The sequence below is a fragment of the Nonomuraea mangrovi genome (assembly GCF_042681425.1).
GTDB lineage: Bacteria > Actinomycetota > Actinomycetes > Streptosporangiales > Streptosporangiaceae > Nonomuraea > Nonomuraea mangrovi.
Genome location: NZ_JBHUFV010000015.1, coordinates 21433 through 48299 on the forward strand (window position 1 = coordinate 21433; position 26867 = coordinate 48299).

Genomic DNA, 26867 nt, shown 5'->3' on the forward strand with positions numbered 1-26867 from the left:
TCAGGGTCGGCGTTATTCATGCCAGGCGTGGTCGGGATCTTCCGCCATCCGGTCGCTCAGCCGCCTGGCCTGCTGTTCGGAGCCCTTTGAGCTGCTCTAACAGTGGAGGCGCGGTTCACATGAGTATTGCGTGATCAGGCCCACTGTGGGGGAATTGGGCTCCAGTGTTCGCCCGTTGAACCACCCTGGGGGGTGTCGAACTTGTTCAAGAAGAACAGACATGGAATCCAGATCAAGTCGCCGGAGCAACTGGAGAAGATGCGCGCGGCCGGTCTGGTGGTCGGGCGGACGCTGGACCTGTTGAGGCGCTCGGTTGAGCCGGGCATGACACCGCTCGACCTGGACGCGATCGCCGAGAAGGCGATCAGGGACGAGGGCGCGATCCCGTCCTTCAAGGGCTACCAGGGCTTTCCCGCGACGATCTGCGCGTCGGTCAACCACGAGGTCGTTCACGGGATCCCGTCGAACGAGCGCAAGCTGCGCGAGGGCGACATCATCTCGATCGACTGCGGGGCGATTCTCGAGGGGTGGCACGGCGACTCGGCGGTGACCGTACCGGTGGGAGAGGTCGCGCCCGCGCTCACGGAGCTGATGCGGGTGACCGAGGAGTCGATGTGGCGCGGCATCGCCGCGCTGGGCGTCGGCCGGCACCTGTCGGACGTCGGTTACGAGGTCGAGAAGTACGTCAGGTCCCAGGGCAAGTACGGCATCCCGCAGGAGTACGGCGGGCACGGCATCGGCACCGAGATGCACATGGACCCCTGGGTGGCCAACCACGGACGCCCGGGACGGGGCCCTGCCCTCGAGGCGGGCATGTGCCTGGCGATCGAGCCCATGGTCAACATGGGGACGGCCCGCACCCGCGTGCTGGACGACGACTGGACCGTCGTCACGATCGACGGCAAGGCCTCCGCACACTTCGAACACAGCGTCGCCGTGACACATAATGGTCCTTGGGTGCTTACCGCCCTCGATGGGGGCAAAGAGCGCCTTTCGCAACTGCTGAGCTGAAGCGGGAAGTGGTGGGGATGGCGCAGAGCCCCGAAATGCGTGCATCGGATGTCGACCGCGATCGGGTGGCCGCCGTCCTCCGCGAGCACACCGCCCAGGGCCGGATCTCCGTCGAGGAGTTCAACGAACGCCTGGAGCAGGTCTACCAGAGCAAGACCTACGGCGAGCTCGCCAGGGTGACCGCCGACCTGCCCGACGTCGACCTGCGGGCCCAGCCCGCCCGCGTTCCCGCCGCGAAGTCCCCGCAGCAGGGAATGCATCCCGGCATGAGGGGCGCCTGGGCGGCCTGGGCGTCGGCGGTCGCGGTGACCTCGGTGATCTGGCTGCTGACCGACTTCGGCGGCTACTTCTGGCCGATGTGGGTCGCGGGCCCCTGGGGCGCGTTGCTGCTGGTCAGCAGCATTTTCGGGACGAATCGGAAATGACCCCATCTGTGCAGTAGTGCACTGTGTGGATTTGTCCGCAGAAGGCTTGGCGGCGGCTTCCTAACGTGAGTGTCACATCACTCACAGGAGGAAGAAATGCGCAAGTTTCTCGCAGCAGCAGCCATCGCCGGCGCGGCCATCACCGGCCTGACCGTCGCCCCCGCCGCCCAGGCCGCCACCACTCAGGCGACCGCCACGGATAACTGGGGCAGGTACTTCTCCAGCGAAGGCAAGGCCTACACCTACGGCAAGACCTTCAGCTCCCACGGCAAGGTCTACACGAAGTGGTACGGGGTGGAGAAGTTCGGCGGCAAGCACGGCTACGTCTGGTTCGAGTACTACAAGGGCGGCAAGTGGTACAAGTTCTCCCACGGCTGGGACGGCAAGTCCAGCGACGCCTGGAGTGGCCACGGCATCAAGAAGATCTACACCTACACGTGCTGGGGCGACTCGAAGTTCGACAACTGCGGCAGCAAGCACCGCATCTACTGAGGTTCCCCGCGCGCGTGACGCGCGCTTCTGGGGGGCTCTGACATGGAAGGCCCGCCGGTGACACGGTCACCGGCGGGCCTTCGCGCTTCTCTGCCCTGGTACGGCAGGCAATAGACCCACTCTTTACCGCTGGTCGCAGTTGGCGGTGATCACGCCGGGTAGGTGATCTTTGACGATGGAACCATCGCAATGGGGGGACGATGGGCCTGAGGCGGTGTTGCGGGCTGTTGGCGTGGATCGCGGTCACCGGCATGGTGATCGGGTCGCTGACGGCGGGAGCCGTACCGCAGGGTGGGCGGTACGCTTCCGCGACGCCGAACCAGACCAGGCCCGGCATCGAACCGGCCGGACGGCGTCCGGCCGGGCCGCACCTCGGCGGGGGCGGCCCTGACATGGTGGGCCGGTCAGCCCGCGGCGCGTGGCTGGCCGGCGCGCTGGCCGTCCTCGTCGCGGTGGGCGGCACCGCGGCCTTCGTCGCAAGGAGGAGGCGCCCTCCAGGACGTGACAACGTCCCATGAGCACGTGCCCGCCCGCTCCCGCGTGTCGGCGGCCGCAGGGGCGGGCGGGCACGTCGCCCTCGGGCCGGCGCCTGGGCCCTCGGGCTGGCGCCTGGGTCCTCGGGCTGGCGCCTGGGTTCTCGCGCTGACGCCGGCGCCGTCGGCCCGGGCTGTGGCATCCACGGCGGATGCCGAGCGGCCTGAGTAGCCGCGGATCTGGGGTAGCCTTGCCTATGGTTGTGTCAGGACACCTGGCATGGGCGTTTCGCATTTTCCCGCTGGGTGTCGTACACTCCTTAGTCGGCTCACTATGGCCATCCTGTGTTGGCGGTCCTGCAGACCGCCGCTCTCATTCGATGCGGATGGCCGCGGCTGCTTAGTGATCCGATACCTCAGACGACCGATCAGTGAAACGCGAGGGACATGGCCAAGAAAGACGGCGCCATCGAGATCGAGGGCACTGTGGTTGAGTCGCTCCCGAACGCGATGTTCAGGGTGCAACTCGACAACGGCCATAAGGTCCTGGCCCACATCAGCGGACGGATGCGGATGCACTACATCCGAATCCTGCCGGACGACCGGGTAGTCGTGGAACTGAGCCCTTACGACCTGAGTCGTGGGCGGATCGTCTACCGATACAAGTAAAACGTCTGAGGAATCACGAAGGACTATGAAGGTTAAGCCGAGCGTCAAGAAGATCTGCGACAAGTGCAAGGTGATCCGCCGGCACGGTCGCGTCATGGTGATCTGCGACAACCTGCGCCACAAGCAGCGTCAGGGCTAGTCGCGAAGGCTTCTCCGAGTCCGCCCCTGCTGGGGAGCGGACTCGACGCATGAGAAGTCTGAATCAGTAATCGCGCGTCACACCCACGCGAGTGGGCCACCCCCGGTCGGAGGCCGGGGCCCTCACCCCGGGCATGGGGAGGGGAGTGGGGCGCAAGACCTCCGCCACAGTGAAGGAGAATGCCCGACCATGGCTCGCCTGGTTGGCGTCGACCTCCCCCGCGAAAAGCGGCTGGAGATCGCTCTCACCTACATCTACGGAATCGGCCGCACCCGCGCCCTGGAGATCCTCCAGGCCACCGGCGTCAGCGGCGACCTCCGCGTGCACCAGCTCTCCGACGCAGAGCTCGTCCCGATGCGTGACTACATCGAGGCGAACTACAAGATCGAGGGTGACCTGCGCCGCGAGGTCCAGGCCGACATCCGTCGCAAGATCGAAATCGGTTGCTACCAGGGCATCCGCCACCGCAAGGGTCTTCCCGTCCACGGCCAGCGCACGCAGACCAACGCGCGCACCCGTAAGGGCAAGAAGAAGACCGTCGCCGGTAAGAAGAAGCCCGGTAAGAAGTAGTCCTCGCAGCCGCGGGACCGATGAACTCAGGAGTGAAGGCAAAGAATGCCTCCTAAGAGCCGCCAGGGTGCGCCCAAGAAGGTGCGCCGCAAGGAAAAGAAGAACGTCGCTCACGGGCACGCCCACATCAAGAGCACGTTCAACAACACGATCGTCTCGATCACCGACCCGAACGGGAACGTGATCTCCTGGGCCAGCGCCGGCCACGTGGGTTTCAAGGGCTCCCGTAAGTCCACCCCGTTCGCCGCGCAGATGGCCGCCGAGAACGCCGCCCGCCGCGCCATGGAGCACGGCATGCGCAAGGTCGACGTCTTCGTGAAGGGCCCCGGCTCCGGCCGTGAGACCGCGATCCGTTCGCTGCAGGCGACGGGCCTCGAGGTCGGCTCCATCCAGGACGTGACCCCGGTTCCGCACAACGGCTGCCGTCCGCCGAAGCGCCGCCGCGTCTGACACCCAGGAGATAGTGAGAAATGGCTCGTTACACGGGTGCGGACTGCAAGCTCTGCCGTCGCGAGAAGACCAAGCTCTTCCTCAAGGGCAGCAAGTGTGAGTCCGCGAAGTGCCCCATCGAGATCCGTCCTTACCCGCCGGGTGAGCACGGTCGCGGCCGTCCGAAGGAGTCTGAGTACCAGCTCCAGCTTCGTGAGAAGCAGAAGACCCGCCGCATCTACGGCGTCCTCGAGAAGCAGTTCCGCAACTACTACGAGGAAGCCAACAAGAAGGGCGGCAAGACCGGCGAGAACCTTCTCCAGATCCTGGAGAGCCGTCTCGACAACGTGGTCTACCGCGCCGGTTTCGCCCAGTCGCGCGACGCCGCTCGCCAGCAGGTCCGTCACGGCCACATCCTGGTGAACGGCAAGAAGGTCGACATCCCGTCGTACCGCGTGCGCGAGCACGACATCGTCGAGGTCCGCGAGAAGGCCGTCAACCTGCTGCCCTACGAGGTCGCCAAGGCGACCGCGGGCGACAAGACGATCCCGGCCTGGCTGGGCGTCGTGCCGGAGAAGCTCCGCGTCCTGGTTCACCAGCTGCCGGTTCGCCAGCAGATCGACACCCAGGTCCAGGAGCAGCTGATCGTCGAGCTCTACTCCAAGTAGCCCTTCCGGGCGGCGCGCCCCTGGCGCGCCGCCACGGCTCGCCTTCTCGGGCGAGGGTTTCTTGGGGGAACCGGCGGCGGGCCCCGCGCGGGCGCGCCGGCCAGGGTTCGTGGAAGAGGCGTTCGGCCCCGGATTTCCGGGGTCGGGGCGCCGGCAGGCTTCCCCGACGGCTTGGGTTTCCTGGCCGGAGGGGGACGGATGGGGTACGGCATGCCGTACCCCATTTAGGCTGTTTATCGGAGTGGCGTCATATAGCGGGCGCCACACGACAAGGGGAGATCCCGAAGCATGCTGATCGCTCAGCGTCCGACTCTTCTGGAAGAGTCGATCGACGAGACCCGGTCCAAGTTCGTCATCGAGCCGCTGGAGCCGGGCTTCGGCTACACCATCGGCAACTCGCTGCGTCGCACGCTGCTGTCGTCCATCCCGGGCGCGGCCGTGACGAGCATCCGCATCGAGGGCGTGCTGCACGAGTTCTCGACCGTTCCCGGCGTGAAGGAAGATGTCACCGACATCATCCTCAACCTCAAGGAACTGGTCGTCTCCTCCGAGCACGACGAGCCCGTCGTGATGTACCTGCGCAAGCAGGGCCCCGGCGAGGTCACCGCAGCCGATATCGCGCCTCCGGCCGGTGTCGAGGTGCACAACCCCGAGCTGCGCATCGCCACCCTGAACGGCAAGGCGAAGCTGGAGATGGAGCTGACCGTCGAGCGCGGTCGCGGCTACGTCTCCGCCGCGCAGAACAAGCAGCCGGGCCAGGAGATCGGTCGTATCCCGATCGACTCCATCTACTCCCCGGTGCTCAAGGTCACCTACAAGGTCGAGGCGACCCGTGTCGAGCAGCGCACCGACTTCGACCGGCTGATCCTCGACGTCGAGACCAAGGCCGCGATGAAGCCCCGCGACGCGGTGGCCTCCGCGGGCAAGACCCTGGTCGAGCTGTTCGGGCTGGCCCGCGAGCTCAACGTCGAGGCCGAGGGCATCGACATCGGTCCCTCGCCGACGGACGCGGCCCTGGCCGCGGACCTGGCGCTGCCGATCGAGGAGCTCAACCTCACGGTCCGTTCCTACAACTGCCTCAAGCGCGAGGGCATCCACACCGTGGGTGAGCTCGTGGCCCGCAGCGAGCAGGACCTGCTCGACATAAGGAATTTCGGCGCCAAGTCCATCGAAGAGGTCAAGCAGAAGCTGCACGAGATGTCGCTGGCGCTCAAGGACTCCCCGCCCGGGTTCGACCCGAGCGCGGTGGCCGGCGGCGGCTACGACGACGACGACAGCGCGTACGTCGAGACCGAGCAGTACTAGATCGCGGCGCGGGGTCTCGTGGCGGTGTCCACGAGGCCCTCTCGCTCGATCCGTCCCGGGAGACCGGGACATCGAGACGCCCGGGGACGTCCCGGGCCGACGCAGCTGGATATCGCGGGCCGCCCTCGTGGCGGCCTGGCGGCTCGACTCCGGTACCTGACACGGCCGGGGCGGGTTCACTCTCAAGGAGAACGCAATGCCCAAGCCCACCAAGGGTGCACGTCTTGGCGGCAGCCCGGCTCACGAGCGGCTGATCCTGGCGAACCTCGCCACGGACCTGTTCCGCCACGGCCGCATCACCACCACCGTGACCAAGGCCAAGCGCGTCCGCCCGCTGGCGGAGCGCCTGATCACCAAGGCCAAGAAGGGCGACATCCACAACCGTCGCCAGGTGCTGACCGTCGTCAAGGACAAGGGCGTCGTCCACCACCTCTTCACCGAGATCGCGGTGACCTTCGCCGAGCGTCCCGGTGGCTACACCCGCATCACCAAGATCGGTAACCGTAAGGGCGACAACGCGCCCATGGCGGTCATCGAGCTGGTGACCGAGGCGCTGAACCAGGTCACCACCGGCCGTACGGCTCCCGCCGCCGCTGCGGCTCCGGCCGCCGCCCCGGCCGCCGAGGCCGTGGAGGAGGTCGTCGAGGAGAGCGCCGAGGCTCAGGCCGAGGAGAGCGCCGAGACCGCGGAGGCCGGCGAGGCCGCCGAGGCTCCCGCCGACGAGGCGAAGAAGGACGAGGCCTGATCTTTCAGGCCCACGGGCCCGGCACCCTTCTGGGTGCCGGGCCTTCCCCATTTCATCCAGGAGGGGTGATCGTGGTACGGCTTCGCCTCGACCTCGGCTACGACGGCACCGACTTCTCCGGTTGGGCCCGCCAGCCGGGGCGGCGCACGGTGCAGGGCGAGCTCGAGGACGCGCTCGGCAAGATCCTCCGGCTGGGAGAGGTCTCGCTCACCGTGGCGGGCAGGACGGACGCGGGCGTCCACGCACGCGGGCAGGTCGCCCATGTCGATCTGCCGGTGACCGCGCTCGGCGAGCTGGAGCGCAACCGGCGCAAGGGCGAGCCGCCCGCCGAGGAAAGCATCGATGAGCGGCTCGCCACGCTCCTCAGACGGCTGGCCGGGGTCCTGCCGCCGGATGTACGCGTTCATCGCGTCAGCGTGGCTCCTGAGGGCTTTGACGCACGGTTCTCCGCGCTCTCCCGGCGCTACGTCTACCGCGTTCACGACGCGCCCGGCGGCGTCGACCCGCTGCGGCGCGACGAGATCGTCTGGCACACGCGGCCGCTGGACCTCGACGCGATGATCGCGGGGGCCGCGCACCTGCTGGGCGAGCACGACTTCGCCGCCTTCTGCAAGAAGCGGGAGGGCGCCACCACGATCAGGGAACTGCAGCGGCTCGACTGGGTGCGCTCGCCCTCGGGCGTGCTGGAGGCGACCGTCGTGGCCGACGCGTTCTGCCACTCCATGGTCAGGGCGCTCGTCGGTTGCCTGCTCGCCGTGGGAGACGGCAGGCGACCCGTGGAATGGCCTGCGCGAGTGCTCGCGGGCGCCGTACGGGACTCGGGCGTGCACGTCGCGCCCGCGCACGGGCTGTGCCTTGAAGAGGTCAGCTACCCGGCGGACGACGAGCTGGCCGCCAGGGCGGCCGCGACCCGCAGGGTCCGCACCCTCACGGACTGACTCCCGGGATCGCCCGCCCGCGTGGTGGTGATCCAGCAGGGCCGAGGGGTCGGGGTGATCCAGCGGGGTCCGCGGGAGTCTCCCAGGGGGTCAGCAGGAGTCGTCCAGAGGGGTCAGCGGGAGTCGTCCAGCGGGTCCGCGGGAGTCGTCCAGCGGGGTCCGCGGGGTCGGGTGATCCCGCGGAGCCCGCGCTACTACTCGGTGATCCTGCGCTCCAGCACCAGCGAGGTGTGGTCGCGGAAGGCGCCGCTGACGTCGCCCAGGCCCTTCTCCTTGGCGGTCGGGGTGTGGCCGTCGGCGAACGTCGCGTAGCTGAAGACGATGTAGCGGCCCCACAGCAGCCCAGCGGCGTACCCGCCCGCGATGTGGATCCGGTCGGCGCCGCTGGACGTCGGGCCGGTCAGCGGACGGAACCACAGGTTCTTGTCGAGGTCCTTGGCCTGGTCGGCGGCCGCGGCCGCCTCCTTGTTCGGCAGGACGGCGATGCCCGTGCTGATCGCGTAGCGCTTCTTGTCGTCGACGTAGGTCGCCCGCAGTACGCGACTGCACTTCTGGTCCTGCAGGGCCGTGGCGAACGGGCCGGCGGCGGCCTGCCGGCAGTCGTCGGACATGTCGACCTTCACGCGCGTGTAGACGCGTCCGCCCAGGTCCACCTTCTGCTCGGGGAACGCCTCGTTGATCGACATCTTCTCGGGGTCGGTGCCCTCGGAGTTGAGCAGCGAGTTGGCCAGCGGGTCGTCGGTGTCCGAGACGGACGGCACGGCGCCGGTCGCCGTCGAAGCGCTCGCCTCGGCCGGCTGTCCTGTGCTCATCGACCGGTAGGCGAAGAAGCCGCCGGTGGCGACTCCCAGCACGACGAGGACGCCGACACCGGCGATCAGCGCCTTCCTGCCCGTGCTCGGCTCCTTGGCCGGCGGCTCGGGCGGGGGCGCGATGCCGCCCTGCGACACGGGCGAGAACGGGTCGAAGGTCGCGGCAGGCGTGCCGTGCGGCGGCGTCGGCAGGTCGGCGGGGGAGGCTCCGGCCGGTACGGCGGGGGCGCCGCCGGACGGGGCGGGAAGCGCGGGAAGGCCGGCTGGGGGCGGGATGGCGGGCAGCGGGATGGCTCCATCGGTCGGGAACGGGTGGTCGTGCGGCGCGTCGCTCCCTGTCGTGCCGCCGATGGGCGCGTCGTCCCCTGACACGTCGGTTCGTGACCCGTCGGTTCCTGGCGCACCGTCTCCTGGCGCACGGTTTCCTGCGGCGTCGTTTCCTGGAGCGCCGTCGCCTGGCAGGCCGTCGGGCTGCGTGTCGTTCGGCGAGGCCTGGGCTCCCCGGGCGTCCGAAGCGGGCGAGCCGTGGCCTGACGCGCCTGTAAGAGCGAGGTCGGTGCCGGGCGCGCCTGTAAGAGCGAGGTCGGTGCCGGGCGCGCCTGTAAGAGCGAGGTCGGTGCCGGGCGCGCCCGCGGCGGTGACGTTCGGGCTGGACACGCCTGCGGCGGTGACGTTCGGGCCGGACACGCCTGCGGCAGTGGCGTTCGGGCCGGGCGCGCCGGCGGCGCTGTTGTCCGTGCTGGGCGCGCCTGCGGCCGGGGAGGCGCCGAGTGCGGGTGCCTCCGGGGTGGCGGCGCGGTCGGCGGGAGGGTCGTCCAGCACGTCGGCGGGCGGTTGGTCGCCCTTGGCCCGCCCCCACGTGGCGCTGTCGAACGGCAGGTCGGGGATGCGTTCGTCAGCGTGGTCGGCGCCAGGAGGGTGCGGCGGCCAGACCGGCACGTCGCCGGGCTCGGCGCTGTGGGAGATCGGGACCGTCATGCTCGGATCGGTGGCCTGGGCCTCCTGCGGCCCGTCGTGGTCGTCGATCGGCTCACCGGTCGCGGCGGGCCACGGGGGCATGGCGGGCGCGTCCGTCGTGGAGGACGGCCAGACCTTCATGCCCGCGGCGGCCGCGGTGAAGGCCTGTGGGGGCTGCCAGCCGGCCTGGTCGGGCTCGGCCTGCCACGCCGCTGGGGACGGCTTCCACGGTTCGGCCTGCGGGCCCGGTGATGGCGGCCACTCGGCTTGCGTGCCGGGTGATGGCGGCCACTCGGCTTGCGTGCCAGGGGATTGCGGCCACTCGGCCTGCGGGCCCGGTGATGGCGGCCACTCGGCCTGGGGGCCGGGCGACGGCTGCCACTCGGTCTGCTGTCCCTGCGACGGCTGTCCCTCGGGCTGCGGGCCCTGTGGCGGCTGCCATCCGATCTGTGGCGACTGGCCTGGCGACCACGGGGGCGGCGGCGCCTGCCCTGGCGCGGGAGTCCATGAGGTCTGGGGCTGGTCGGGCGCCCATGGCGAGGGCGGGGTCCACGCGGCACCGTGCTGGGCAGCGGGCTCGCCGCCGAACGCCGGAGGCGGGGAAACACCGGGCACCGGAGCGCTGGGCATCGGAGCGCCGGGCATCGGAGCGCCGGGCATCGGAGCGCCGGGCACGGGGGCGTGCGCGGCGCCGGGTGCCGAGGGGTCGGGCGCGCCGGGTGCCGGGGGATGGGGTGCCGGGAGATGGGGTGCGCCGGGGGAAGGGGGCGCGGGCGGCTGCGGGGCCCCGGGCGGCGCCCACGTGCCCTGCGGCGGAGGCGGCGACGCGGGTACGGAGCCGGGCTGCGGTGAAGCGGGTACGGAGCCGGGCTGCGGCGACGTGGTCTCCGCGCCGGGCTCGGGGTCGGCGAACCAGTCGTAGGGCCGGCCGTCCTCCGTCTGCTCCCACGGCTGGGCCGCGGCCGACCAGGTCTCCGCGGGCACGCCGGGGAAGGCGGGCAGCGGCCTGTCGGGTCTGGGGCGCTCGATCGTCGCGCCCTCCACGGGCTGACCCGCGTCCTGTCCACCGGAAGGGTGCCCGCCGGAGAGCTCGGGCGCCCACGGGTTTCCCGCGTCCGGGGACGCGGGCGGCTCGGGCGTCCACGGGCTTCCCGCGTCCGCGGAGGCCGGCGGCTCGGGAGACCAGGGCGTGCCCGGCTCCGGAGCGGCCGATGGGCCCCATGGTCCCTGGGCGCCCGCCGGGGCGGCGGGCTCGGGGCTCCACGGACCGTCCGACGGGGCCGTGAGTTCGGAGCTCCACGGACCGCTCGACGGGGCCGCGGGCTCGGGGGCCCAGGGGCTGTTGACCGCGGGAGTCATGGGCTGACCCGCGTCAGGAGCCTGCGCGGGCTCGGGGGCCGGCAGGTCGGGCGGCGGCCCCTGGTAGACGGGGATGGGGGGCCGGGCCGGGACCGTATCGGAGTCGATCACCTGGCCGGCGGGGAGGTCGGCGTACGAAGGCGCCGCCAGCGCGTCGCCGTGCGACGCGCCGTAGGCGCCTTCCTGGAGGGCTGATGGGGCCTGCACCGTCGGCCTGCCGAAACTCGGCGGTGGCGTCGCCGGTGCGGCTGAGCCGTCCGTTTCGCGCTCGTGCTCAGACCCAGATTCCTGGCCACGCATAGGGGGAGCCTAACCATAGTCAGGAGATCGCCATGCCCGTATGGGTGTTCTCGGGCGGATCGGCCGGGAAGTTTGATCCCTTTCGGGATTGATTGGGCGGTTTCATCCTCCGCGGCGGCCGCTGAGCGAACGCGAGTCGAGCGCCGGGTACACCGTCGCCTTGGTCACGTCGACGCTGGCCTGGGAGAGCTGCTTGGCGTCCTTCTTGTCGGGCTTGTGGCCGTCCTTGAACTGGACGTACAGCATGACCGCGTAGTGGCCGTGGGTGGCCACGTGGACACTGGCCTCGCCCGCGCCGATGAACTTGGTGATGTCGTCCTTGCCCGCGAGCGGCTTCACGAACAGCTTGCTCTCGCCCTTGGCGCGCACGGAGGCGGCGACCTTGGCCGCCCCCTTGCCGTCGACCAGGTTGGCGACGCCGACGGTGCCGATGACCTTGCCGGACTTGTCCTTGAAGGTGGCCCGGATGAGCTGCGTGCACTTGGCTGACTTGAGCGCCTTGTCGAGCTTGTCGCCCTCGGCCGCGTCGCCGCACTTCTTGTCGGTCTTGAGGGTCGTCACCTCATAGGAGCGGCCGGAGACCGTGAACTTCTTCTTGGGGAAGAGCTCCTTCTGCGTGAGCGCGTCGGGGTCGGTCTCGCGGGCGGCGGCGAAGCCGTACTTGTCGGCGGGGGCCACGGGCTGGTCGGCGGGCGGCGCGCTCGCCCGTCCCACGGGGTCGGCCGTCGGGTCGGGACCCTCGGAGTTCCACATCACCACGAGACCCGCCACGAGCGCCCCGAGGACGAGCAGGCCGCCGAGGGCGAACCAGAGCGGTGTGCGCGAGCGCGGGCCCTCGTCATAGGGGCTCCACATCGCGCTGCGCTGCTGGGTGGGGGTTTCGTCGGTCTTCTTGGTGGAACCCATGGGCTGAGATTAGCCGGGGTTGACCGTCGGCGAGGTCACGAAAACCCGAAGTCCTGGGTCCACCAGGGGCCGCCGGGGCCCGACACGACGCCTACGCCGACCGCGCGATAGCCGCAATGCAGGAGGTTGCGGCGATGTGCGGGGCTGTCCATCCAGCCGCGCACCGCCTGTTCCGCCGAGACGTAGCCGCGGCCGATGTTCTCCGCCGCGCCGTCGCGGTAGCCGGCCCGCTCCATGCGCTTCCAGGGCGAGGCGCCGTCGGGGGAGTCGTGGGAGAACAGGCCCGACTCGGCCATCTCCAGCGAGTGGGCGCGCGCCGAACTCGTCAGCCGCCGGTCGACCCGCAGCGGGGCGCACCCCTTGCGGGCGCGGGCGGCGTTGGTGAGCCTGACGACCTGGGCGGCGAGGCCGGGGGAGATCTCCAGCAACGGCGAGCCCAGCACGGTGGTGGGATCGCCTGGCACCTCTCCAGGCACCTCGGTCAGCTTCTTGCGCGCCTGCGCCGTGGGCCTCGACGTCGGCGTGGTCTTGAGCGTACGGCGAGGGCGGCTCTCCAGGCGCGCGCTCGGCTTCTTCTGCGGCGCCGAGACCGAAGGGGTGGGGGTGACGGCCGGCGGGGCCGTGTTGTTGAGGTAGACCTGGTCGGAGGCGTCAAGGCGGTTGACCGACAGCCTGCCGATGAGCACGCCGGCGAACAGGACCGCGAGCAGGCAGGCGAGGAGACCCAGCAGGTTCCGGCGCCGCGATCTTGGCTGGGTGTGCCGGGTGTGAGGGGTCTGCCACATACCGCAGTCAACGATAGGGACGGTAGATATTGCTGGAGAAGGGGTTACAGCTAACCGAAACAGAACCGTGCCGCACGTAGACTGTCCCCCGGTGTCTCCGCTCGTTTTGACCCGTGTCCTCGAGTGGCGGTAACCTTAGCGTTCGTTGTATGCGAGTCGGTCCGTCTGTGACCGATGCGCGGCGCGTCCGGCGTCATCTCCCATCTGTTGGAGACGGAAGGTCCGGGCTGTCGTGCGCCCGCACCGACCGACCATAGAGCTGTCGCATCCGACAGCGCCGAAGACGCGATTAAAGAAGGCTACGACCGTGCGCACGTACACACCGAAGCCCGCCGACGTCCAGCGTCAGTGGTACGTCATCGACGCTACTGACGTGGTGCTGGGCCGGCTGGCCAGCCACGTCGCGACCCTGCTCCGCGGTAAGCACAAGCCGATCTTCGCCAACCACGTCGACACCGGTGACTTCGTCATCGTCATCAACGCCGACAAGATTGCGCTGAGCGGCAACAAGCTCGAGCAGAAGAAGGCCTACCGCCACTCGGGCTACCCGGGCGGTCTGCGTTCCGTGACCTACGGCGAGTTGATGGAGAAGCGGCCCGACCGCGCCGTCGAGAAGGCCGTCAAGGGCATGCTCCCGAAGAACGCCCTCGGCAGGAAGATGGCCAAGAAGCTGAAGGTTTACGCCGGGTCCGAGCACCCGCACCAGGCCCAGCAGCCCGTGCCGTTCGAGATCACCCAGATCGCCCAGTAGTAGTTCGAAAGATTTAGAGGAGAACCGTGGCTGAGCCCACCGGTGTCGAGACGGCCGTGATCGAGGCCGAGCTGGAGGACTTCTCCGGCGAGGACTTCCCGTCCGAGTACACCACCGAGACCGCTGCCAGCGCCGACGCTCCCGTGCGCAAGCCCGTCACCACGGGCAACTCGTACGGCACCGGCCGCCGCAAGGAGGCGATCGCCCGCGTGCGCATCGTCCCCGGCACCGGCAAGTGGACGATCAACGGTCGTTCGCTTGACACCTACTTCCCCAACAAGGTCCACCAGCAGATCGTCAACGAGCCCTTCGTGGTGCTCGGTGCCGAGGAGGCCTTCGACGTCATCGCCCGCATCGACGGCGGCGGCGTGACCGGCCAGGCCGGTGCCCTCCGCATGGGCCTGTCCCGCGCGCTGGCGATCCTCGACGTCGAGAACAACCGCCCGCCGCTGAAGAAGGCCGGCTTCCTCACCCGTGACGCCCGCGCCACGGAGCGGAAGAAGTACGGCCTCAAGAAGGCCCGCAAGGCTCCGCAGTACAGCAAGCGCTAAATTGGGGCGCCTTTTCGGCACCGACGGGGTACGTGGGGTCGCGGGTCGCGACCTCACCGCCGAGCTCGCCATGGACCTTTCGGTCGCGGCGGCTCATGTCCTCGGCGATGCAGGCGCTTTCACCGCCACAGGCCACAAGCGGCCTGTGGCGGTCGTAGGCCGGGACCCCCGCGCTTCAGGTGAATTCCTGGAGGCGGCGGTGGTCGCCGGCCTCGCGTCGTCCGGGGTGGATGTGCTGCGTCTCGGCGTGCTGCCCACTCCCGCCGTCGCCCACCTGACGGCCGCGCTCGGCGCCGATCTCGGCGTCATGCTGTCGGCCTCCCACAACCCGGCGCCCGACAACGGCATCAAGTTCCTGGCCCGCGGCGGCTTCAAGCTGTCCGACACGGTCGAGGACGAGATCGAGCGCCGGCTCGGCGAGCGGTGGCAGCGCCCCGTGGGCGCTGGTGTCGGCCGCGTGCGCGAAGCGTACGGCGAGGCCGACCGCTACATCTCCCACCTGCTCGACACGCTCAACGGGCGGCTCGACGGGCTCCACATCGTCGTCGACTGCGCCAACGGCGCGGCCAGCGTGGTGGCGCCCGAGGCGCTGCTGCGCGCAGGCGCCCAGGTCGAGGCCATCGGCGCCAGGCCGGACGGGCTCAACATCAACGCGGGCTGCGGTTCCACCCACCTGGACAAGCTGCAGCAGGTCGTCATCTCGCGCGGCGCCGACCTCGGCATCGCCTACGACGGCGACGCCGACCGCTGCCTGGCCGTCGACCACACGGGCGCGATGATCGACGGCGACCAGATCATGGCGATCCTGGCGCTGGCCATGCACGAGGAGAACCGGCTGGCCAAGAGCACCGTGGTCGCGACCGTGATGTCCAACCTCGGCTTCAAGCTGGCCATGCGTGAGGCGGGCATCGAGGTCGTCCAGACCGCGGTCGGCGACCGCTACGTGCTGGAGGCGATGAAGGCCGACGGCTTCAACCTCGGCGGCGAGCAGTCCGGTCACGTGATCCTGCTCGACCACGCGACGACGGGCGACGGCCTGCTGACCTCGCTGCACCTGCTGTCGGTGGTGGCCAGGTCGGGCAAGTCGCTGCGCGACCTCGCCGCGGTGATGACCGCGCTCCCGCAGATCCTGATCAACGTCAAGGACGTCGACAGGGGCAAGGCGGCCGCGCCGCAGCTCTCGGAGGCCGTGGCGGCGGCCGAGGCGGAGCTGGGCGAGACGGGGCGCGTGCTCATCAGGCCGAGCGGCACCGAGCCGATGATCAGGGTGATGGTCGAGGCGTCGTCGGAGGAGCAGGCCAGCAGGGTCGCGGGCCGGCTGGCCGACGTGGTCCGCACCGCCTGCGTCTGAACTCACCCGAACCGCCGGCGTCCGAGCTCACCCGAAGACCGAGCTCGCACGGCGGCTGAGCTCATGCTGAGGCTGAGCTCACACGAAGGGGTACGGCACGCTCGTGCCGTACCTCTTTATAGTGTCCGCGTGAATTCCTTACGCGCGCTCGCTGGAGCGCTTCTCGCCTCGACACTCCTTCTCGGCGCCGCCCCCGCGCAGGCCGCGTCGGCTTCGGCGGTATCGGCTTCGGAAGACTCGGCCGCGGCGGCCAGGCCCGGTAACGGCCGGGTGCTCTACGCCGGTCTCAGCGGCGGAGAGGGCCACCTCAAGGTCAAGAACGGGACGACGAGGGACGCGGTCGTCACGCTGGTCAAGGGTAAGAAGAAGGCGCTGAGCTTCTACATCCGCGCCAAGTCGACGGCGACGCTCAAGGACATCCAGGACGGGACGTACCGGGTGTTCTACACGAGCGGCTACCGGTTCAGCACGTCGAAGGGGCGGTTCACGCGCTACGCGGTGTACCGGCGCTTCGACGACACGCTGAGATACACGACAAGCTCGACGTCGGCGACGATCTGGACGCTCACGCTCAAGCCCGCGATCGGCGGCAACGCGACGACCAGTGGCGTCGACCCGAAGAACTTCCCCTCCTGAGGCCTTCCCTGCCAGAGAGGACGCCCGCTCCGCGCCCGCGGGATCGGGGCGCGGGGCGGGCGATGCCCATGACAGGGTGCTCGGCCCGGGCGGCGGGACTTCGGCGGGTCACTCGTCGCCGGTCAGGGAGAAGGCGCGCAGCCGCTGCCCCGCCCACACCACGGCGCCGACCGTGACCACGATCAGGGCGGGGATCGCGAACCCCGGCTTCACGTCCGTCGACAGGAACGGTGACGAGCTGATCTGGTCGGCGATCGACTTCGCCCACTGCTGGACCGAGAACTGCCGCGCCCCCGGCACCAGGTTGCCGATCAGCCCCTCCCACACCAGCGCGTAGATGATCCCGAAGGTGACCGCGTGCTTGGTGATGACCCCCAGGAGCAGGAACACCGCCGCGTAGGCGATCCCGCCGCACAGCGCTCCCACGGTGAAGCCGCCGGCGATGCCCGACTCCCCGCCCACCAGCAGCCACGCCGACAGGAAGGTGGGCACCCCGGCGAAGACGGCCAGCAGCGAGGCGGCCACGGCGAACTTGGTCTGGGCGATGACGGGGCGCGAGATCGGCTTGGACAGCAGGTGCAGGACGGTGCCGTCGTCGATCTCCGGTGCGATCACGCCGGTGCCGGCGATCAGGCCGAGCAGCGGCAGCATGGTCCCGATGGCGAAGCTCTGCATGAGCGTGACCGCCGAGCGCTCGTCCGTGTTGCCGACCAGCCGCAGCAGCACCGCCATCGCGACCAGGGCGACGGGGAGCAGGATGAGCAGCAGGATGCGGCGGCGGCCGAGTACCGCGCGGTAGGTGATGCCCGCTACGACGCCGTTCACTACGAGCTCCTTGTGATCAGGTAGGCGAAGACGCTCTCCAGGTCCTCGTCGGCGGGGGACACCTGGAGGAGGTGGACGCCCTCGTGCCGGGCCACGCGCGGCAGCAGCCAGGTGAAGCGGCGGAACTCCGCGGCCTGGACCTCCAGCCCGTTGGGAGTGAGCACCACGCCCGCCGCCGAGCTGTCCGCGATCAGCGCGGCGGCCAGCTTCCTGTCGTCGCTCGACCGGATCCTGAACAGGTGCGGCCTGTCGGTCATCAGACGGCGGATCTGGCGGAAGTCACCCGAGGCGGCGTGCCGTCCCGCGACGACGACCTCGATGTGCTGGGCGACGCGCTCGACCTCCTCCAGGATGTGCGAGCTGAACAGGATCGTCTTGCCCGCCGTGCCCATCGCGGTGATGAGGTCCATGAGCTGGAGCCGCTGGCGCGGATCCATGCCGTTGAAGGGCTCGTCGAGCAGCAGCACCTGCGGGTCGTGGACGAGAGCGGCCGCGACCTTGACGCGCTGCTTCATGCCCTTGGAGTACGTCTCGACGCGGCGGTCCTTCGCCGCCTCCATCTCGACCATCGCCAGGGCCTTCTTGGCGGCGTCCTCGGGTGCGGCCAAGCCGTGCAGCTTGGCCGCCGAGAGCACGAACTGCCAGCCGGTGAGGAAGCCGTAGATGCCCTCACGCTCGGGGACCAGGCCGATGTGTCGGTAGATGTGGTGGTTCTTCCACGTCTTGTCGCCGTCGAGGGTGACCGTGCCGCCGGAGGGGGCCAGGAAGCCGGCCATCATGTGCAGCAGCGTGGACTTGCCCGCGCCGTTCGGGCCGAGCAGACCCGTGACGCCAGGGCCGATGGTCATGGTGACGTCGTTGACGGCCACCACGTTGCCGTACCAACGCGAGGCCTGGGCGAGCTCGATCTTCACCGGGAGGCCGCCTTCCGGTAGCGGAGGATGAACGCGGCCAGGCTCGCCGCGATGAGCGCGACGATCGCGAGAGCGGCGACGGCGCCTGGCGGGTAGCTGAAGCCGCCGGCGGGCGGGGTGCCGAACAGCCACGACTGCACCACGTCGACGAGGAAGAACGGGTTGATCAGCCACGACCACTCGGCCAGGTCGGAACGGCCGAGCGACTCGAAGGCCCCGAAGAGCGCGGTCTGCACGGCCGAGGCGAGCAGGTACACCGCGATGACCGAGGCGACGCCCAGGCCGCGGCGCGGGGTGAAGGAGGCGAGCGCCAGCCCGAACGTGGACAGCAGCAGCGCCAGCACCAGCGCCGTGACGACGGACGCGACGTACTCCTTGATGTGCGGCGGGCCCGGCGGGTCGACGAGCAGCTCGCCGACGAACATCACCGTCAGCGGTATGGCGACCAGCGCGAACAGCGCGATCGTCATCGCCACGACCTTGGCCGCGACGTAGTCGAGCGAGGAGATGGGCCGCGACAGGTACAGCGGCAGCACCTTGTGCCGCAGGTCGGGCGCGGTGATCGTGGGCGACTGCGAGGCCAGGAAGATGGCGATCACCGGCTGCATGATGACGGCGAAGCCGGTGTAGCCGATGTCGCTGCGGCCCACCGTCGCCATCAGCGCGATCGAGATCACCGGCAGCAGCATCATGGAGCCCGCCAGCAGGAACGGCATGAGCTTGCTGCGGGCCCTGCGGCCGAGCCCGAAGACGCTGCGCAGGTTCTGGACGATCAGCGCTCGTACGGCATGGGCCCTGCCGAGCCGTACCCCTTCGTAGTGGCGGTAGCCGATGTCGTAGATCTCAGACACGGAACACGTCCTCGATTCGCTGCCTGCCCTGTTCGAGCCGGATGAGGCACAGGTCGAGATCGGACACCGCGTCGCGGATCGAGTCGTAGGTCTCGGGGCCGCTGACCTGGACCAGCAGGCCGCGGCCGTGCGCGGTGACGGACTGCCCGAGCTCGGCCAGCCTCGCGGCCAGCGGCTCGGCGCCCTCCTCGACCTCGACGGTGAGGGTCTGGGTCGCCTGGGTGAACTCGGTGATGGCGCTGGATCGCAGCAGCCGCCCGCCGTCGATGACGATGACGTGGTCGCAGACGCGTTCGAGCTCGCCGAGCAGGTGGGAGGTGACCAGGACGCTGATGCCGAACTCGGTGCCGATGCGCCTGATCAGCGTGAGCATCTCGTCGCGGCCCTGCGGGTCGAGCCCGTTGGTCGGCTCGTCAAGGAAGACGAGCTTGGGGTCGTGGACGAGCGCCTGGGCGAGCTTGACCCGCTGTTTCATGCCGGTGGAGTAGCCGCCGATGGCGCGGTAGCGCTCCTCGTACAGGCCGACGTGGCGCAGCACGTCGGCCGCGCGCTCGCGGGCGGCGGTGCGCGGCAGCCCGGAGATCTGTGCGAGGTGGACGACCAGCTCGGTGGCGGACACGTCGGGCGGCAGGCAGTCGTGTTCGGGCATGTAGCCGACGAGCCTGCGGATCTGGGGGCCCTGCGTGACCACGTCGAGCCCCAGGACCTCGGCGCGGCCGGCCGTGGGCGGCAGGAGGCCGAGCAGGATCTTGATCAGCGTCGACTTGCCCGCTCCGTTGGCGCCCACCAGGCCCGTGACGCCGTCGTCGACCGTGATGGACAACTGGTCCAGCGCGGTCACCGCAGGGAAGCGTTCGGTCAGCCCCTCGGTCGCGAGGATGTGCATGATCCGGACACTACCCGCGCGGGCCCACCTACGGCCTCGTCCCCGCGGACGAACCGCGGCTCATCCCCTGGGGCCAGATGCGGCGCTGCACGTACAGCACGGCCGTACCGGAGATGACCATGCCGGCGATGTTGACGGCGAGTTGCAGCGCGGACCCGCCGACCTCCGGCCAGTTGCCGAGAGCCATGGCGACGGCCGCGTAGCCCGCCGCGGGGATGGTGGTGACCGAGATGAAGACACCCACCAGCGCCGAGGACTTGCCCGCGGTGACGGACAGCACTCCGGCCGCTCCCGCGAGCAGGGCGACGATGAAGGACCAGCGGTCGGGCTTGACGATGAACTGGACCTCCTCGTGGCCGATGTCGAGGGAGCGCGCGTCGATCCAGCCGAGCCCCCTGGAGACGAAGGCGCAGGCGAAGGTGATGGCGATCGCGACCGCGAAGCCGATGGCGAGCGTGGTGATGGCCCTGCCGACCAGCCGCCAGCGCCGGGTCAGCAGGCCGAAGCAGGCGGCGGCGATCGCGCCGAACTCGGGGCCGAGGACCATCGCGCCGACGATGAGGACGAGGGAGTTGGTCACGACGCCGATCCCCGCGAGCTGCGCGGCGATCGCGATGAAGGCGAGGTAGGCCCAGGTGAGCCGGAGGTCGTCGTCGACGCGCTGGGCCAGCGCGGCCCACACCACCGCGTCGTCGCCCTCGCCCGGCGCGTCGGCCTCGGCCCGTTCGGCGGCCCGCGAGATCGACAGGTCGATGTGCTCGACGGCGATCGAGCCCTCCTGCTCCAGCCAGTTGACGCGGTCGATGACCTCGTTGGCGGACTCCCTGGCCATGTCGCAGAAGATCAGGTCGCCGCGCGGCGCGCGGGCCGCCCCGGGGAGGACGGCGATGTTCGTGACGCCCGTGCAGCCCTCCAGAACCTCGATCACTTCGTGGGTGCGGTCAGGAGGGCTGATGAGTCGCAGATGCAGCACGCGCCTCATTGTCGTCCATCGAACGTTGATAGCGCGTTGACAGCCTGTCGCCAGGATGCCGTCCATGATGATCAGCTGTCATGAGGAAGGCGAGCCCTGCTGGTTCGCCGACATCGACGATCTGGGGTGTCAGAGCAGGTTCGCGGCGTTCGTGATGGAGGAGGTCGTCGTCAGGTACGGCGCAGCCGTACCCGCTTGATGGCGTGGTCGGGGCCCTTCTTGAGCACCAGGCCTGCGCGCCCGCGGGTGGGGAGGATGTTCTCGACGAGGTTGCGCTCGTTGATGTCGCGCCACACGTTCTTGGCGAACGCGGTGGCCTCCTCTTCGGAGAGCTCGGCGATGTACTTGAAGTACGACTTGGGGTCCTCGAAGGCGGTGCGGCGCAGCTGGTGGAAGCGGTGGACGTACCAGGTGCGGATGTCCTCGACCTTGGCGTCGACGTAGATGGAGAAGTCGAAGTAGTCGTTGACGGCGAGCGCGGTGGGCGGGGCGGGCTGCAGCACGTTGAGGCCCTCGATGATGAGGATGTCAGGCTTTTTCACGACCTGGGTCGCGCCGGGGACGATGTCGTACTCCAGGTGGGAGTAGACGGGGGCATGCACCTCGGCCGCGCCCGCCTTCACCTCGGCGACGAAACGGACCAGGGCGCGGCGGTCGTAGCTCTCGGGGAAGCCCTTGCGGTGCATGATCCCCCTGGCCTCCAGCACCTGGTTGGGGTAGAGGAAGCTGTCGGTGGTGATCAGGGCGACCTGCGGGTGCTCGGGCCATCGGGCCAGCAGCGTCCTGAGCAGCCGCGCCGTGGTCGACTTGCCGACCGCGACGCTGCCGGCGATGCCCAGGATGTACGGCACGCGCTGCTCGTCGTTGCCGAGGAACGCGCTCAGCACGCTGCTGCGCTGCTTGGACCCGGTGAAGTGGAGGTTCAGCAACCGGGTCAGGGGGAGGTAGATGTCGGTGACCTCGGCGAGATCGATGGGATCGTCGACGCCACGGAGGTCTTCCAGCTCGTCTGCGGTGAGAGTCAAGGGCGTGTTCTTGCGGAGCTCGCTCCACTGCTCCCTGCTCAGGTCCACGTAGCCGTTGTTCACCCTGAAAGCCTATTGACCGTGAAAGCTTGGTCGGTTCGTGGGTGTCCCGGTCCATTGTGCACAGCCTGTGGATAACCGCCTGGGATTACGGCGAGAGGAAACCGGGTACATGATTCCTTTCCTCTCCGATCGCCCACCGGCGGGCCCGCCAGGCACGCCGCCAACGAGACCTGGAGCGGACGGCTCAGGCTCGTCTACGAGTCGCCGGGCTCGATGGTGCTCGACCTGCCCGACAACATCACCACCAGCCCCAGGGGCACGCTGGTGCTGTGCGAGGACGGCGGCGCCGACAACTACCTGCGCGGCATCACCCGGCGCGGTGAGATCTTCGACTTCTCCCGGCCGGCACCCGTCGACGGCGACCCCGGCGCGGAGTTCGCAGGCTCGACGTTCGGCCCCGGCGGCCAGACGCTGTACGTCAACGTGCAGTCGTCCGAAGGCCTGTCGATCGCCATCTGGGGCCCGTGGCACTGGGGAGCCTTCTGATCCTGGTTACGCTGGGTGAATGATTCTGGGCATCGGGGTGGACGTCGTCGACGTGGCCAGGTTCGAGGCGACGATGGCGCGCACGCCGGGGCTGCGCTCCCGGCTGTTCACCGAGACGGAGCGGACCCTCGGCCCGCAGTCGCTGGCGGCCAGGTTCGCGGCCAAGGAGGCCGTCGCCAAGGCGCTCGGGGCGCCGCCGGGCCTCAGCCACCTCGACGCCGAGATCCGCTCGGGCGACGACGGCAAGCCCGAACTGCACGTCAGCGGCCAGGCCGCCGAGGTCGCCTACGGTCTCGGCGTGAAGCGCTGGCACGTCTCGCTCACCCACGACGCGGGTATCGCCATGGCCTACGTGATCGCCGAGGGTTAGGTTCTGACACGTGCGCACCGCTTACACCGCCGACCAGATCAGGGCAGCCGAGCTCGCGCTGATGGCCACGCTTCCCGAGGGCACGCTGATGCAGCGCGCGGCCGCGGGCCTGACCTCCGTCTGCGCGAGCCTGCTCGGCAGGGTGTACGGCTCGCGGGTGCTGCTGCTCGTCGGCAGGGGCGACAACGGAGGCGACGCCCTCTACGCCGGTGAGCGGCTGGCCCGTCGCGGAGCCAGGGTGGAGGCGATCCTCGCCGGGTCGAAGACGCACGCCGAGGGGCTGGCGGCCTTCCTCGAGGCGGGCGGCAGGGTCGTCGAGGAGGTGGGCGCCCCCGAACTCGTCGTCGACGGGCTCGTCGGGATCGGAGCGTCGGGGGCGCTGCGCGAGCCGTACGCGTCGCTGGTCGCCGAGGCGAACGCGGTCGACGCGCTGATGGTCGCGGTCGACGTGCCCAGCGGCGTCGACTCCAGCACCGGCCGCGTCGCGGGCGTCGCCGTCGACGCGCACGTCACGGTGACGATGGGAGCCTGCAAGACCGGGCTGCTCGTCGACCCAGGGGCCGCCAAGGTGGGCCTGCTCGAAGTGATCGACATCGGGCTCGGCCCCTACCTGCCCGACCCCGACGTGGCCGCTTTGACCGCCGAGGACGTGGAGGGCCTGCTGCCGAGGCCGGGCGCGGAGTCCGACAAGTACCGCAGGGGCGTGATCGGCATCGCCGCCGGCAGCGACCGCTACACCGGCGCGGCGGTCCTCTCGGTCGGCGGGGCGCTGCGGGCGGGCGCGGGCATGGTCCGCTACGCCGGTACGGCCCCGCCGGTTCAGCAGGTGCGCGCGCGCTGGCCCGAGGCCGTCGTCACGGAGCTGGACCATCCCTCGATCGCCGGCGTCGGACGGGTCCAGGCCTGGGTGGCGGGGCCAGGGCTCGGCACCGGCGACTGGGCCCACGAACTGGTCGCCGGGGTGCTGGCCACCGACGTGCCCGTGCTCCTCGACGCCGACGCGCTCACGATCGTGTCCAGGGACCGCGGTCTGCTGCGCCGCGCCGCACCCGTGCTGATCACCCCGCACGCGGGGGAGCTCTCGCGGCTGATCGGCGTGCCGGGCGACAGGGTGGAGGCGAGCAGGCTCGAGCACGCGCGCAGGGCGGCCGCCGAGCTCGGCGTGACGGTGCTGCTCAAGGGGTCGACCACGCTGATCGCCGAGGATGAGAGGCCGGTCAGGGTCAACCTGACGGGCTCGTCGTGGCTGGCGACGGGCGGCACGGGCGACGTGCTGTCAGGGGTCGGAGGGGCGCTGCTGGCCGCAGGGCTCACACCGTACGACGCGGGCTCGTGCGCGGCCTTCCTGCACGGGCTCGCCGGGCGCATCGCCTCCGACGGCGCGCCGCTGGCCGCGGCCGACGTGGCCGACGCCGTGCCCTCGGCCATCCGATCTCTGAGAGGCGAATCACGCTCAGGTGGTCGGCGGAGCTGACAAACTGGGGGCATGAGCTTCCGTGAGGCCACGCCCGCGCAGGCGCGGGTGGACCTGGCCGCCATCAGGCGAAACGTCGAGCTGCTCAAGGATCGGGCGCCAGGCGCGGAGCTGATGGGCGCGGTCAAGGCCGATGCCTACGGCCACGGTCTCGTGCCCGTCTCGAAGGCCGTCATCGAGGGCGGGGCCACCAGGCTCGGCACCGCCTACGTCAGGGAGGGACTGGCGCTGCGCGCGGCCGGGATCACCGTGCCGGTGCTGTCATGGATCCTCACGCCGGGCGAGCCGCTGGAGGAGGCCCTGCTGGCCGGCATCGAGCTGTCGGCCTCCGGCGCGGGCCGCCTGGAGGAGGTCGCCGCGGCGGCCCGCCGTACGGGCAGGACCGCGAAGACCCACCTCGAAGCCGACACGGGCATGAGCAGGGGCGGCGCGCCCCTGGCCGCGTGGCCGGGGCTGCTCGCCGCGGCGGCGCGGCTGCAGGCCGAGGGAGCGATCGAGGTCGTCGGGCTCTGGTCCCACTTCGCCTGCTCCGACATCCCTGGACACGGTTCCATCGACCTGCAGATCGACGCCTACGAGGCGGCGCTGAAGCTGGCCGAGCAGGCGGGTGTCTCCGGCTCCCACGTGATCAGGCACCTGGCCAACTCGGCGGCCATCGTGTCGCTGCCGCGCACCCACTACGACCTGGTCAGGCCGGGCATCGCGATGTACGGCCTGAGCCCCATCCCCGAGCAGGGCGACTTCGGCCTGCGGCAGGCGATGACGCTGGCGGCGCGGGTCGCGCTGGCCAAGCGGGTGCCGGAGGGCTCGGGCGTCTCCTACGGTCATCTCTACACCACCGCGAGCGAGTCGACGCTCGGCCTGGTGCCGCTCGGCTACGCCGACGGCATCCTCAGGCACGCGACGGGCAGGGCCGAGGTCATGGCGGGTGGCAGGCGCAGGCAGATCGTCGGCAGGGTGTGCATGGACCAGTTCATGATCGACGTGGGCGACGACCCGCTGGACGACGGTGACGAGGTGATCCTGTTCGGCCCGGGTGACGGCGGCGAGCCGACGTGCCAGGAATGGGCCGACAATCTCGGCACGATCACGCATGAGATCGTGACCAGGCTGGGCGCCAGGGTGCCGAGGGTCTACGAGGGAGCGGGCGCATGACGACGACGACGCGCAGGAAGGTCGGCGTCGCGGGCGCGATCGTCGGCGCGGCCTCCGCGGGCCTGGCCGCCGCCGCGCTGGCCAAACGCTACGCGGTCGGCCGGATCAGGCTGCGCCCTGACCTGGAGGCCAACGAGCCGTTCGGCGAGCTGAGGGGCAGGGAGCGCACGCTCACCACCTCCGACGAGGTGGCGCTGCACGTCGAGATCGACGGTCCCGACGACGCGCCTGTGACGATCGTGTTCTGCCACGGCTACACGCACAATCTCGACTCCTGGCACTACCAGCGTCGCGACCTGCGGGAGAACTACCGGATCGTGCTGTGGGACCAGCGCTCCCACGGCCTGTCACAGCGCACGGAGAAGCAGGACAGCTCGATCGAACGGCTGGGCGAGGACCTGTTCGAGGTGCTGGAGACGTTCGTGCAGGGGCCGTGCGTCCTGGTCGGCCACTCGATGGGCGGCATGACGATCATGGCGCTCGCCGATCGCCATCCTGAGCTGTTCGGCGACAGGATCAAGGGCGTGGGCCTGATCTCGACCAGTGCGGGCAAGCTGGCCGAGATCACCCTCGGCCTGCCCGCCCTGCTGGCCAAGGGCCTGCACAAGGTGGCCCCGCTGACGGTCTCCATGCTGGGCAGGGGCGGCTCGCTGGTCGACAAGACCCGCCACGCCGGCAACGACGTGGCCTTCCTGGTGCTGCGCCACTTCGGGTTCGGCGACTCCAAGAACGTCAGCCCCACCCTGGTCGACTTCGTCGAGTCGATGATCCGCTCGACGCCGACAGAGGTGATCGCGGACTTCTATCCGGCGCTGATGAACCACGACAAACTGTCCGCGCTCGGCGTCCTCGACGACGTGCCGACCGCGATCATGGTCGGTGAGAAGGACTGGCTGACGCCGCCCGAGCACAGCAGGGCGATCGCCGCGGCGCTGCCCAGGGCACAGCTCACCGAGGTGCCGGAGACCTCCCACCTCGTCCAGCTCGAACGGCCGAGCGTGGTCAACGACGCCCTGCGTGATCTGGTGAAGAGGGTGGAGCTGTGACTGTCGTCGCGACGGCCGAGGAGATGCGCGCCCTCGGCGTACGGCTGGCCGCCGGGCTGAGGGGCGGTGACCTGATCATCCTGTCGGGGCCGCTCGGCGCCGGTAAGACCACGCTGGTGCAGGGCATCGCCGAGGGGCTCAAGGTGCGCGGCCCGATCACCTCGCCCACCTTCGTCATCGCCAGGGTCCACCCCTCCCTCGCCGACGGGCCTCCGCTCGTCCACGCCGACGCCTACCGGCTCGGCGGCGATCTCGAAGTCGACGACCTCGACCTCGATGCCTCGCTGGAGGAGTCGGTGACGATCGTGGAGTGGGGCGAGGGGCTCGTCGAAGGCCTGTCCGACGAGCGGCTCGAGGTCCACATCGACAGGTCGGGCGGTGACGACGCGCGCAGTGTCACCCTGCGAGGGGTCGGCGCGCGGTGGGCCGACACGCCGTCTGATCCCGCCTAACGGTCACGTCTTCGCCAAAGCCCGGTCAAGCCTGAGATCATTTCTTCATGGGTTCACCCAGATTTTCTGGGTATC

Annotated in this window: 32 protein-coding genes; 23 read left to right on the plus strand and 9 right to left on the minus strand. The window is 70.0% G+C overall.

The genetic code is table 11. The annotated features are described in order from the left end of the window. Positions 1-201: 201 nt before the first annotated feature. The 12 genes from map (at position 202) to truA (ending at position 7864) form a co-directional block, all read left to right on the plus strand. Complete coding sequence (gene map / locus ACFSKW_RS07595) at positions 202-1011, plus strand: type I methionyl aminopeptidase (protein WP_379570582.1); 810 nt, start codon at positions 202-204, stop codon at positions 1009-1011. Positions 1012-1046: 35 nt separating this feature from the next. Beyond that, complete coding sequence (locus ACFSKW_RS07600; RefSeq protein ID WP_379570584.1) at positions 1047-1436, plus strand: DUF1707 SHOCT-like domain-containing protein; 390 nt, start codon at positions 1047-1049, stop codon at positions 1434-1436. A 96-nt stretch (positions 1437-1532) separates the two neighbouring features. Then, positions 1533-1928 carry a hypothetical protein gene (locus ACFSKW_RS07605; protein ID WP_379570586.1) on the plus strand — a complete coding sequence of 132 codons (396 nt, stop codon included), beginning with the start codon at positions 1533-1535 and terminating at the stop codon, positions 1926-1928. A 227-nt stretch (positions 1929-2155) separates the two neighbouring features. Beyond that, positions 2156-2446 (plus strand): hypothetical protein, encoded by a 291-nt coding sequence (locus ACFSKW_RS07610; protein WP_379570588.1) that lies wholly within the window; start codon positions 2156-2158, stop codon positions 2444-2446. Between the two features lie 402 nt (positions 2447-2848). Next, positions 2849-3070 carry a translation initiation factor IF-1 gene (infA, locus tag ACFSKW_RS07615; RefSeq protein WP_012887858.1) on the plus strand — a complete coding sequence of 74 codons (222 nt, stop codon included), beginning with the start codon at positions 2849-2851 and terminating at the stop codon, positions 3068-3070. A 25-nt stretch (positions 3071-3095) separates the two neighbouring features. After that, a complete protein-coding gene (rpmJ, locus tag ACFSKW_RS07620) occupies positions 3096-3209 on the plus strand; it encodes a 50S ribosomal protein L36 (RefSeq protein ID WP_003956441.1) in 114 nt (37 codons plus the stop codon). Positions 3210-3398: 189 nt separating this feature from the next. Further along, positions 3399-3779, plus strand: a complete 381-nt coding sequence (rpsM, locus tag ACFSKW_RS07625; RefSeq protein WP_183650839.1) for a 30S ribosomal protein S13 — start codon at positions 3399-3401, stop codon at positions 3777-3779. Positions 3780-3824: 45 nt separating this feature from the next. After that, a complete protein-coding gene (rpsK, locus tag ACFSKW_RS07630; protein ID WP_020542285.1) occupies positions 3825-4229 on the plus strand; it encodes a 30S ribosomal protein S11 in 405 nt (134 codons plus the stop codon). 20 nt (positions 4230-4249) lie between these two features. Beyond that, positions 4250-4876 carry a 30S ribosomal protein S4 gene (gene rpsD, locus ACFSKW_RS07635; RefSeq protein ID WP_358143225.1) on the plus strand — a complete coding sequence of 209 codons (627 nt, stop codon included), beginning with the start codon at positions 4250-4252 and terminating at the stop codon, positions 4874-4876. 288 nt (positions 4877-5164) lie between these two features. After that, positions 5165-6181 carry a DNA-directed RNA polymerase subunit alpha gene (locus ACFSKW_RS07640; protein WP_358143223.1) on the plus strand — a complete coding sequence of 339 codons (1017 nt, stop codon included), beginning with the start codon at positions 5165-5167 and terminating at the stop codon, positions 6179-6181. Positions 6182-6377: 196 nt separating this feature from the next. Beyond that, entirely contained in the window at positions 6378-6926 is a 549-nt protein-coding gene (gene rplQ / locus ACFSKW_RS07645) for a 50S ribosomal protein L17 (RefSeq protein ID WP_379570591.1), read from the plus strand. Between the two features lie 71 nt (positions 6927-6997). Beyond that, positions 6998-7864, plus strand: a complete 867-nt coding sequence (truA, locus tag ACFSKW_RS07650; protein WP_379570593.1) for a tRNA pseudouridine(38-40) synthase TruA — start codon at positions 6998-7000, stop codon at positions 7862-7864. Positions 7865-8058: 194 nt separating this feature from the next. Here truA and ACFSKW_RS07655 read toward each other — a convergent pair whose 3' ends face one another. From ACFSKW_RS07655 to ACFSKW_RS07665, 3 genes are all read right to left on the minus strand, one after another. Next, complete coding sequence (locus tag ACFSKW_RS07655; protein ID WP_379570595.1) at positions 8059-11199, minus strand: hypothetical protein; 3141 nt, start codon at positions 11197-11199, stop codon at positions 8059-8061. 195 nt (positions 11200-11394) lie between these two features. Further along, entirely contained in the window at positions 11395-12198 is an 804-nt protein-coding gene (locus ACFSKW_RS07660) for a hypothetical protein (RefSeq protein WP_379570596.1), read from the minus strand. 35 nt (positions 12199-12233) lie between these two features. Further along, positions 12234-12983 (minus strand): CAP domain-containing protein, encoded by a 750-nt coding sequence (locus tag ACFSKW_RS07665; RefSeq protein WP_379570598.1) that lies wholly within the window; start codon positions 12981-12983, stop codon positions 12234-12236. Between the two features lie 307 nt (positions 12984-13290). Between ACFSKW_RS07665 and rplM the strand changes: the two genes are divergently transcribed. The 4 genes from rplM to ACFSKW_RS07685 all read left to right on the plus strand — a co-directional run bounded on the left by rplM (position 13291) and on the right by ACFSKW_RS07685 (position 16272). Continuing rightward, complete coding sequence (gene rplM / locus ACFSKW_RS07670) at positions 13291-13734, plus strand: 50S ribosomal protein L13 (RefSeq protein ID WP_379570601.1); 444 nt, start codon at positions 13291-13293, stop codon at positions 13732-13734. 26 nt (positions 13735-13760) lie between these two features. After that, a complete protein-coding gene (gene rpsI, locus ACFSKW_RS07675; RefSeq protein ID WP_379570603.1) occupies positions 13761-14285 on the plus strand; it encodes a 30S ribosomal protein S9 in 525 nt (174 codons plus the stop codon). A gap of 1 nt (position 14286) precedes the next feature. Continuing rightward, complete coding sequence (gene glmM, locus ACFSKW_RS07680; RefSeq protein ID WP_379570605.1) at positions 14287-15636, plus strand: phosphoglucosamine mutase; 1350 nt, start codon at positions 14287-14289, stop codon at positions 15634-15636. Positions 15637-15765: 129 nt separating this feature from the next. Further along, positions 15766-16272, plus strand: a complete 507-nt coding sequence (locus ACFSKW_RS07685; RefSeq protein WP_379570607.1) for a hypothetical protein — start codon at positions 15766-15768, stop codon at positions 16270-16272. 108 nt (positions 16273-16380) lie between these two features. On the opposite strand, the gene ACFSKW_RS07690 is transcribed toward ACFSKW_RS07685, so the two are convergent. Genes ACFSKW_RS07690 through ACFSKW_RS07710 form a run of 5 tightly spaced genes read right to left on the minus strand, consistent with a single transcriptional unit; the run spans position 16381 to position 20721 of the window. Beyond that, positions 16381-17097, minus strand: a complete 717-nt coding sequence (locus tag ACFSKW_RS07690) for an ABC transporter permease (protein ID WP_379570609.1) — start codon at positions 17095-17097, stop codon at positions 16381-16383. Then, positions 17097-18011, minus strand: a complete 915-nt coding sequence (locus tag ACFSKW_RS07695; RefSeq protein ID WP_379570611.1) for an ABC transporter ATP-binding protein — start codon at positions 18009-18011, stop codon at positions 17097-17099. Before ACFSKW_RS07695 ends, ACFSKW_RS07690 begins: the two co-directional genes overlap by 1 nt. Then, on the minus strand, positions 18008-18862 hold the full coding sequence (locus ACFSKW_RS07700) for an ABC transporter permease (RefSeq protein ID WP_379570613.1): 855 nt from the start codon (positions 18860-18862) through the stop codon (positions 18008-18010). Before ACFSKW_RS07700 ends, ACFSKW_RS07695 begins: the two co-directional genes overlap by 4 nt. Further along, positions 18855-19748 carry an ABC transporter ATP-binding protein gene (locus ACFSKW_RS07705; RefSeq protein WP_379570615.1) on the minus strand — a complete coding sequence of 298 codons (894 nt, stop codon included), beginning with the start codon at positions 19746-19748 and terminating at the stop codon, positions 18855-18857. Before ACFSKW_RS07705 ends, ACFSKW_RS07700 begins: the two co-directional genes overlap by 8 nt. 28 nt (positions 19749-19776) lie before the next feature. Then, positions 19777-20721 (minus strand): DUF389 domain-containing protein, encoded by a 945-nt coding sequence (locus ACFSKW_RS07710; protein ID WP_379570617.1) that lies wholly within the window; start codon positions 20719-20721, stop codon positions 19777-19779. Positions 20722-20785: 64 nt separating this feature from the next. Between ACFSKW_RS07710 and ACFSKW_RS07715 the strand changes: the two genes are divergently transcribed. Next, positions 20786-20920, plus strand: coding sequence for a hypothetical protein (locus tag ACFSKW_RS07715; protein ID WP_379570619.1), 135 nt, complete (start codon positions 20786-20788; stop codon positions 20918-20920). On the opposite strand, the gene coaA is transcribed toward ACFSKW_RS07715, so the two are convergent. Next, positions 20892-21794: a type I pantothenate kinase gene (gene coaA, locus ACFSKW_RS07720; protein WP_379571501.1), complete on the minus strand. Its 903-nt coding sequence runs from the start codon at positions 21792-21794 to the stop codon at positions 20892-20894. The genes ACFSKW_RS07715 and coaA overlap by 29 nt on opposite strands. Before the next feature lie 99 nt (positions 21795-21893). Here coaA and ACFSKW_RS07725 point away from each other — a divergent pair, with 99 nt between their 5' ends. Genes ACFSKW_RS07725 through tsaE form a run of 6 tightly spaced genes read left to right on the plus strand, consistent with a single transcriptional unit; the run spans position 21894 to position 26792 of the window. Next, positions 21894-22295, plus strand: coding sequence for an alkaline phosphatase PhoX (locus ACFSKW_RS07725; protein WP_379571503.1), 402 nt, complete (start codon positions 21894-21896; stop codon positions 22293-22295). A gap of 19 nt (positions 22296-22314) precedes the next feature. Beyond that, positions 22315-22665, plus strand: coding sequence for a holo-ACP synthase (locus ACFSKW_RS07730; RefSeq protein WP_379570621.1), 351 nt, complete (start codon positions 22315-22317; stop codon positions 22663-22665). Positions 22666-22675: 10 nt separating this feature from the next. Then, positions 22676-24139 (plus strand): NAD(P)H-hydrate dehydratase, encoded by a 1464-nt coding sequence (locus ACFSKW_RS07735; RefSeq protein ID WP_379570623.1) that lies wholly within the window; start codon positions 22676-22678, stop codon positions 24137-24139. 12 nt (positions 24140-24151) lie between these two features. Next, positions 24152-25294 (plus strand): alanine racemase, encoded by a 1143-nt coding sequence (gene alr / locus ACFSKW_RS07740; RefSeq protein WP_379570625.1) that lies wholly within the window; start codon positions 24152-24154, stop codon positions 25292-25294. Then, on the plus strand, positions 25291-26340 hold the full coding sequence (locus ACFSKW_RS07745) for an alpha/beta fold hydrolase (RefSeq protein ID WP_379570627.1): 1050 nt from the start codon (positions 25291-25293) through the stop codon (positions 26338-26340). The genes alr and ACFSKW_RS07745 overlap by 4 nt, the downstream gene beginning before the upstream one ends. After that, complete coding sequence (gene tsaE, locus ACFSKW_RS07750) at positions 26337-26792, plus strand: tRNA (adenosine(37)-N6)-threonylcarbamoyltransferase complex ATPase subunit type 1 TsaE (RefSeq protein ID WP_379570629.1); 456 nt, start codon at positions 26337-26339, stop codon at positions 26790-26792. Before ACFSKW_RS07745 ends, tsaE begins: the two co-directional genes overlap by 4 nt. Positions 26793-26867: the final 75 nt, after the last annotated feature.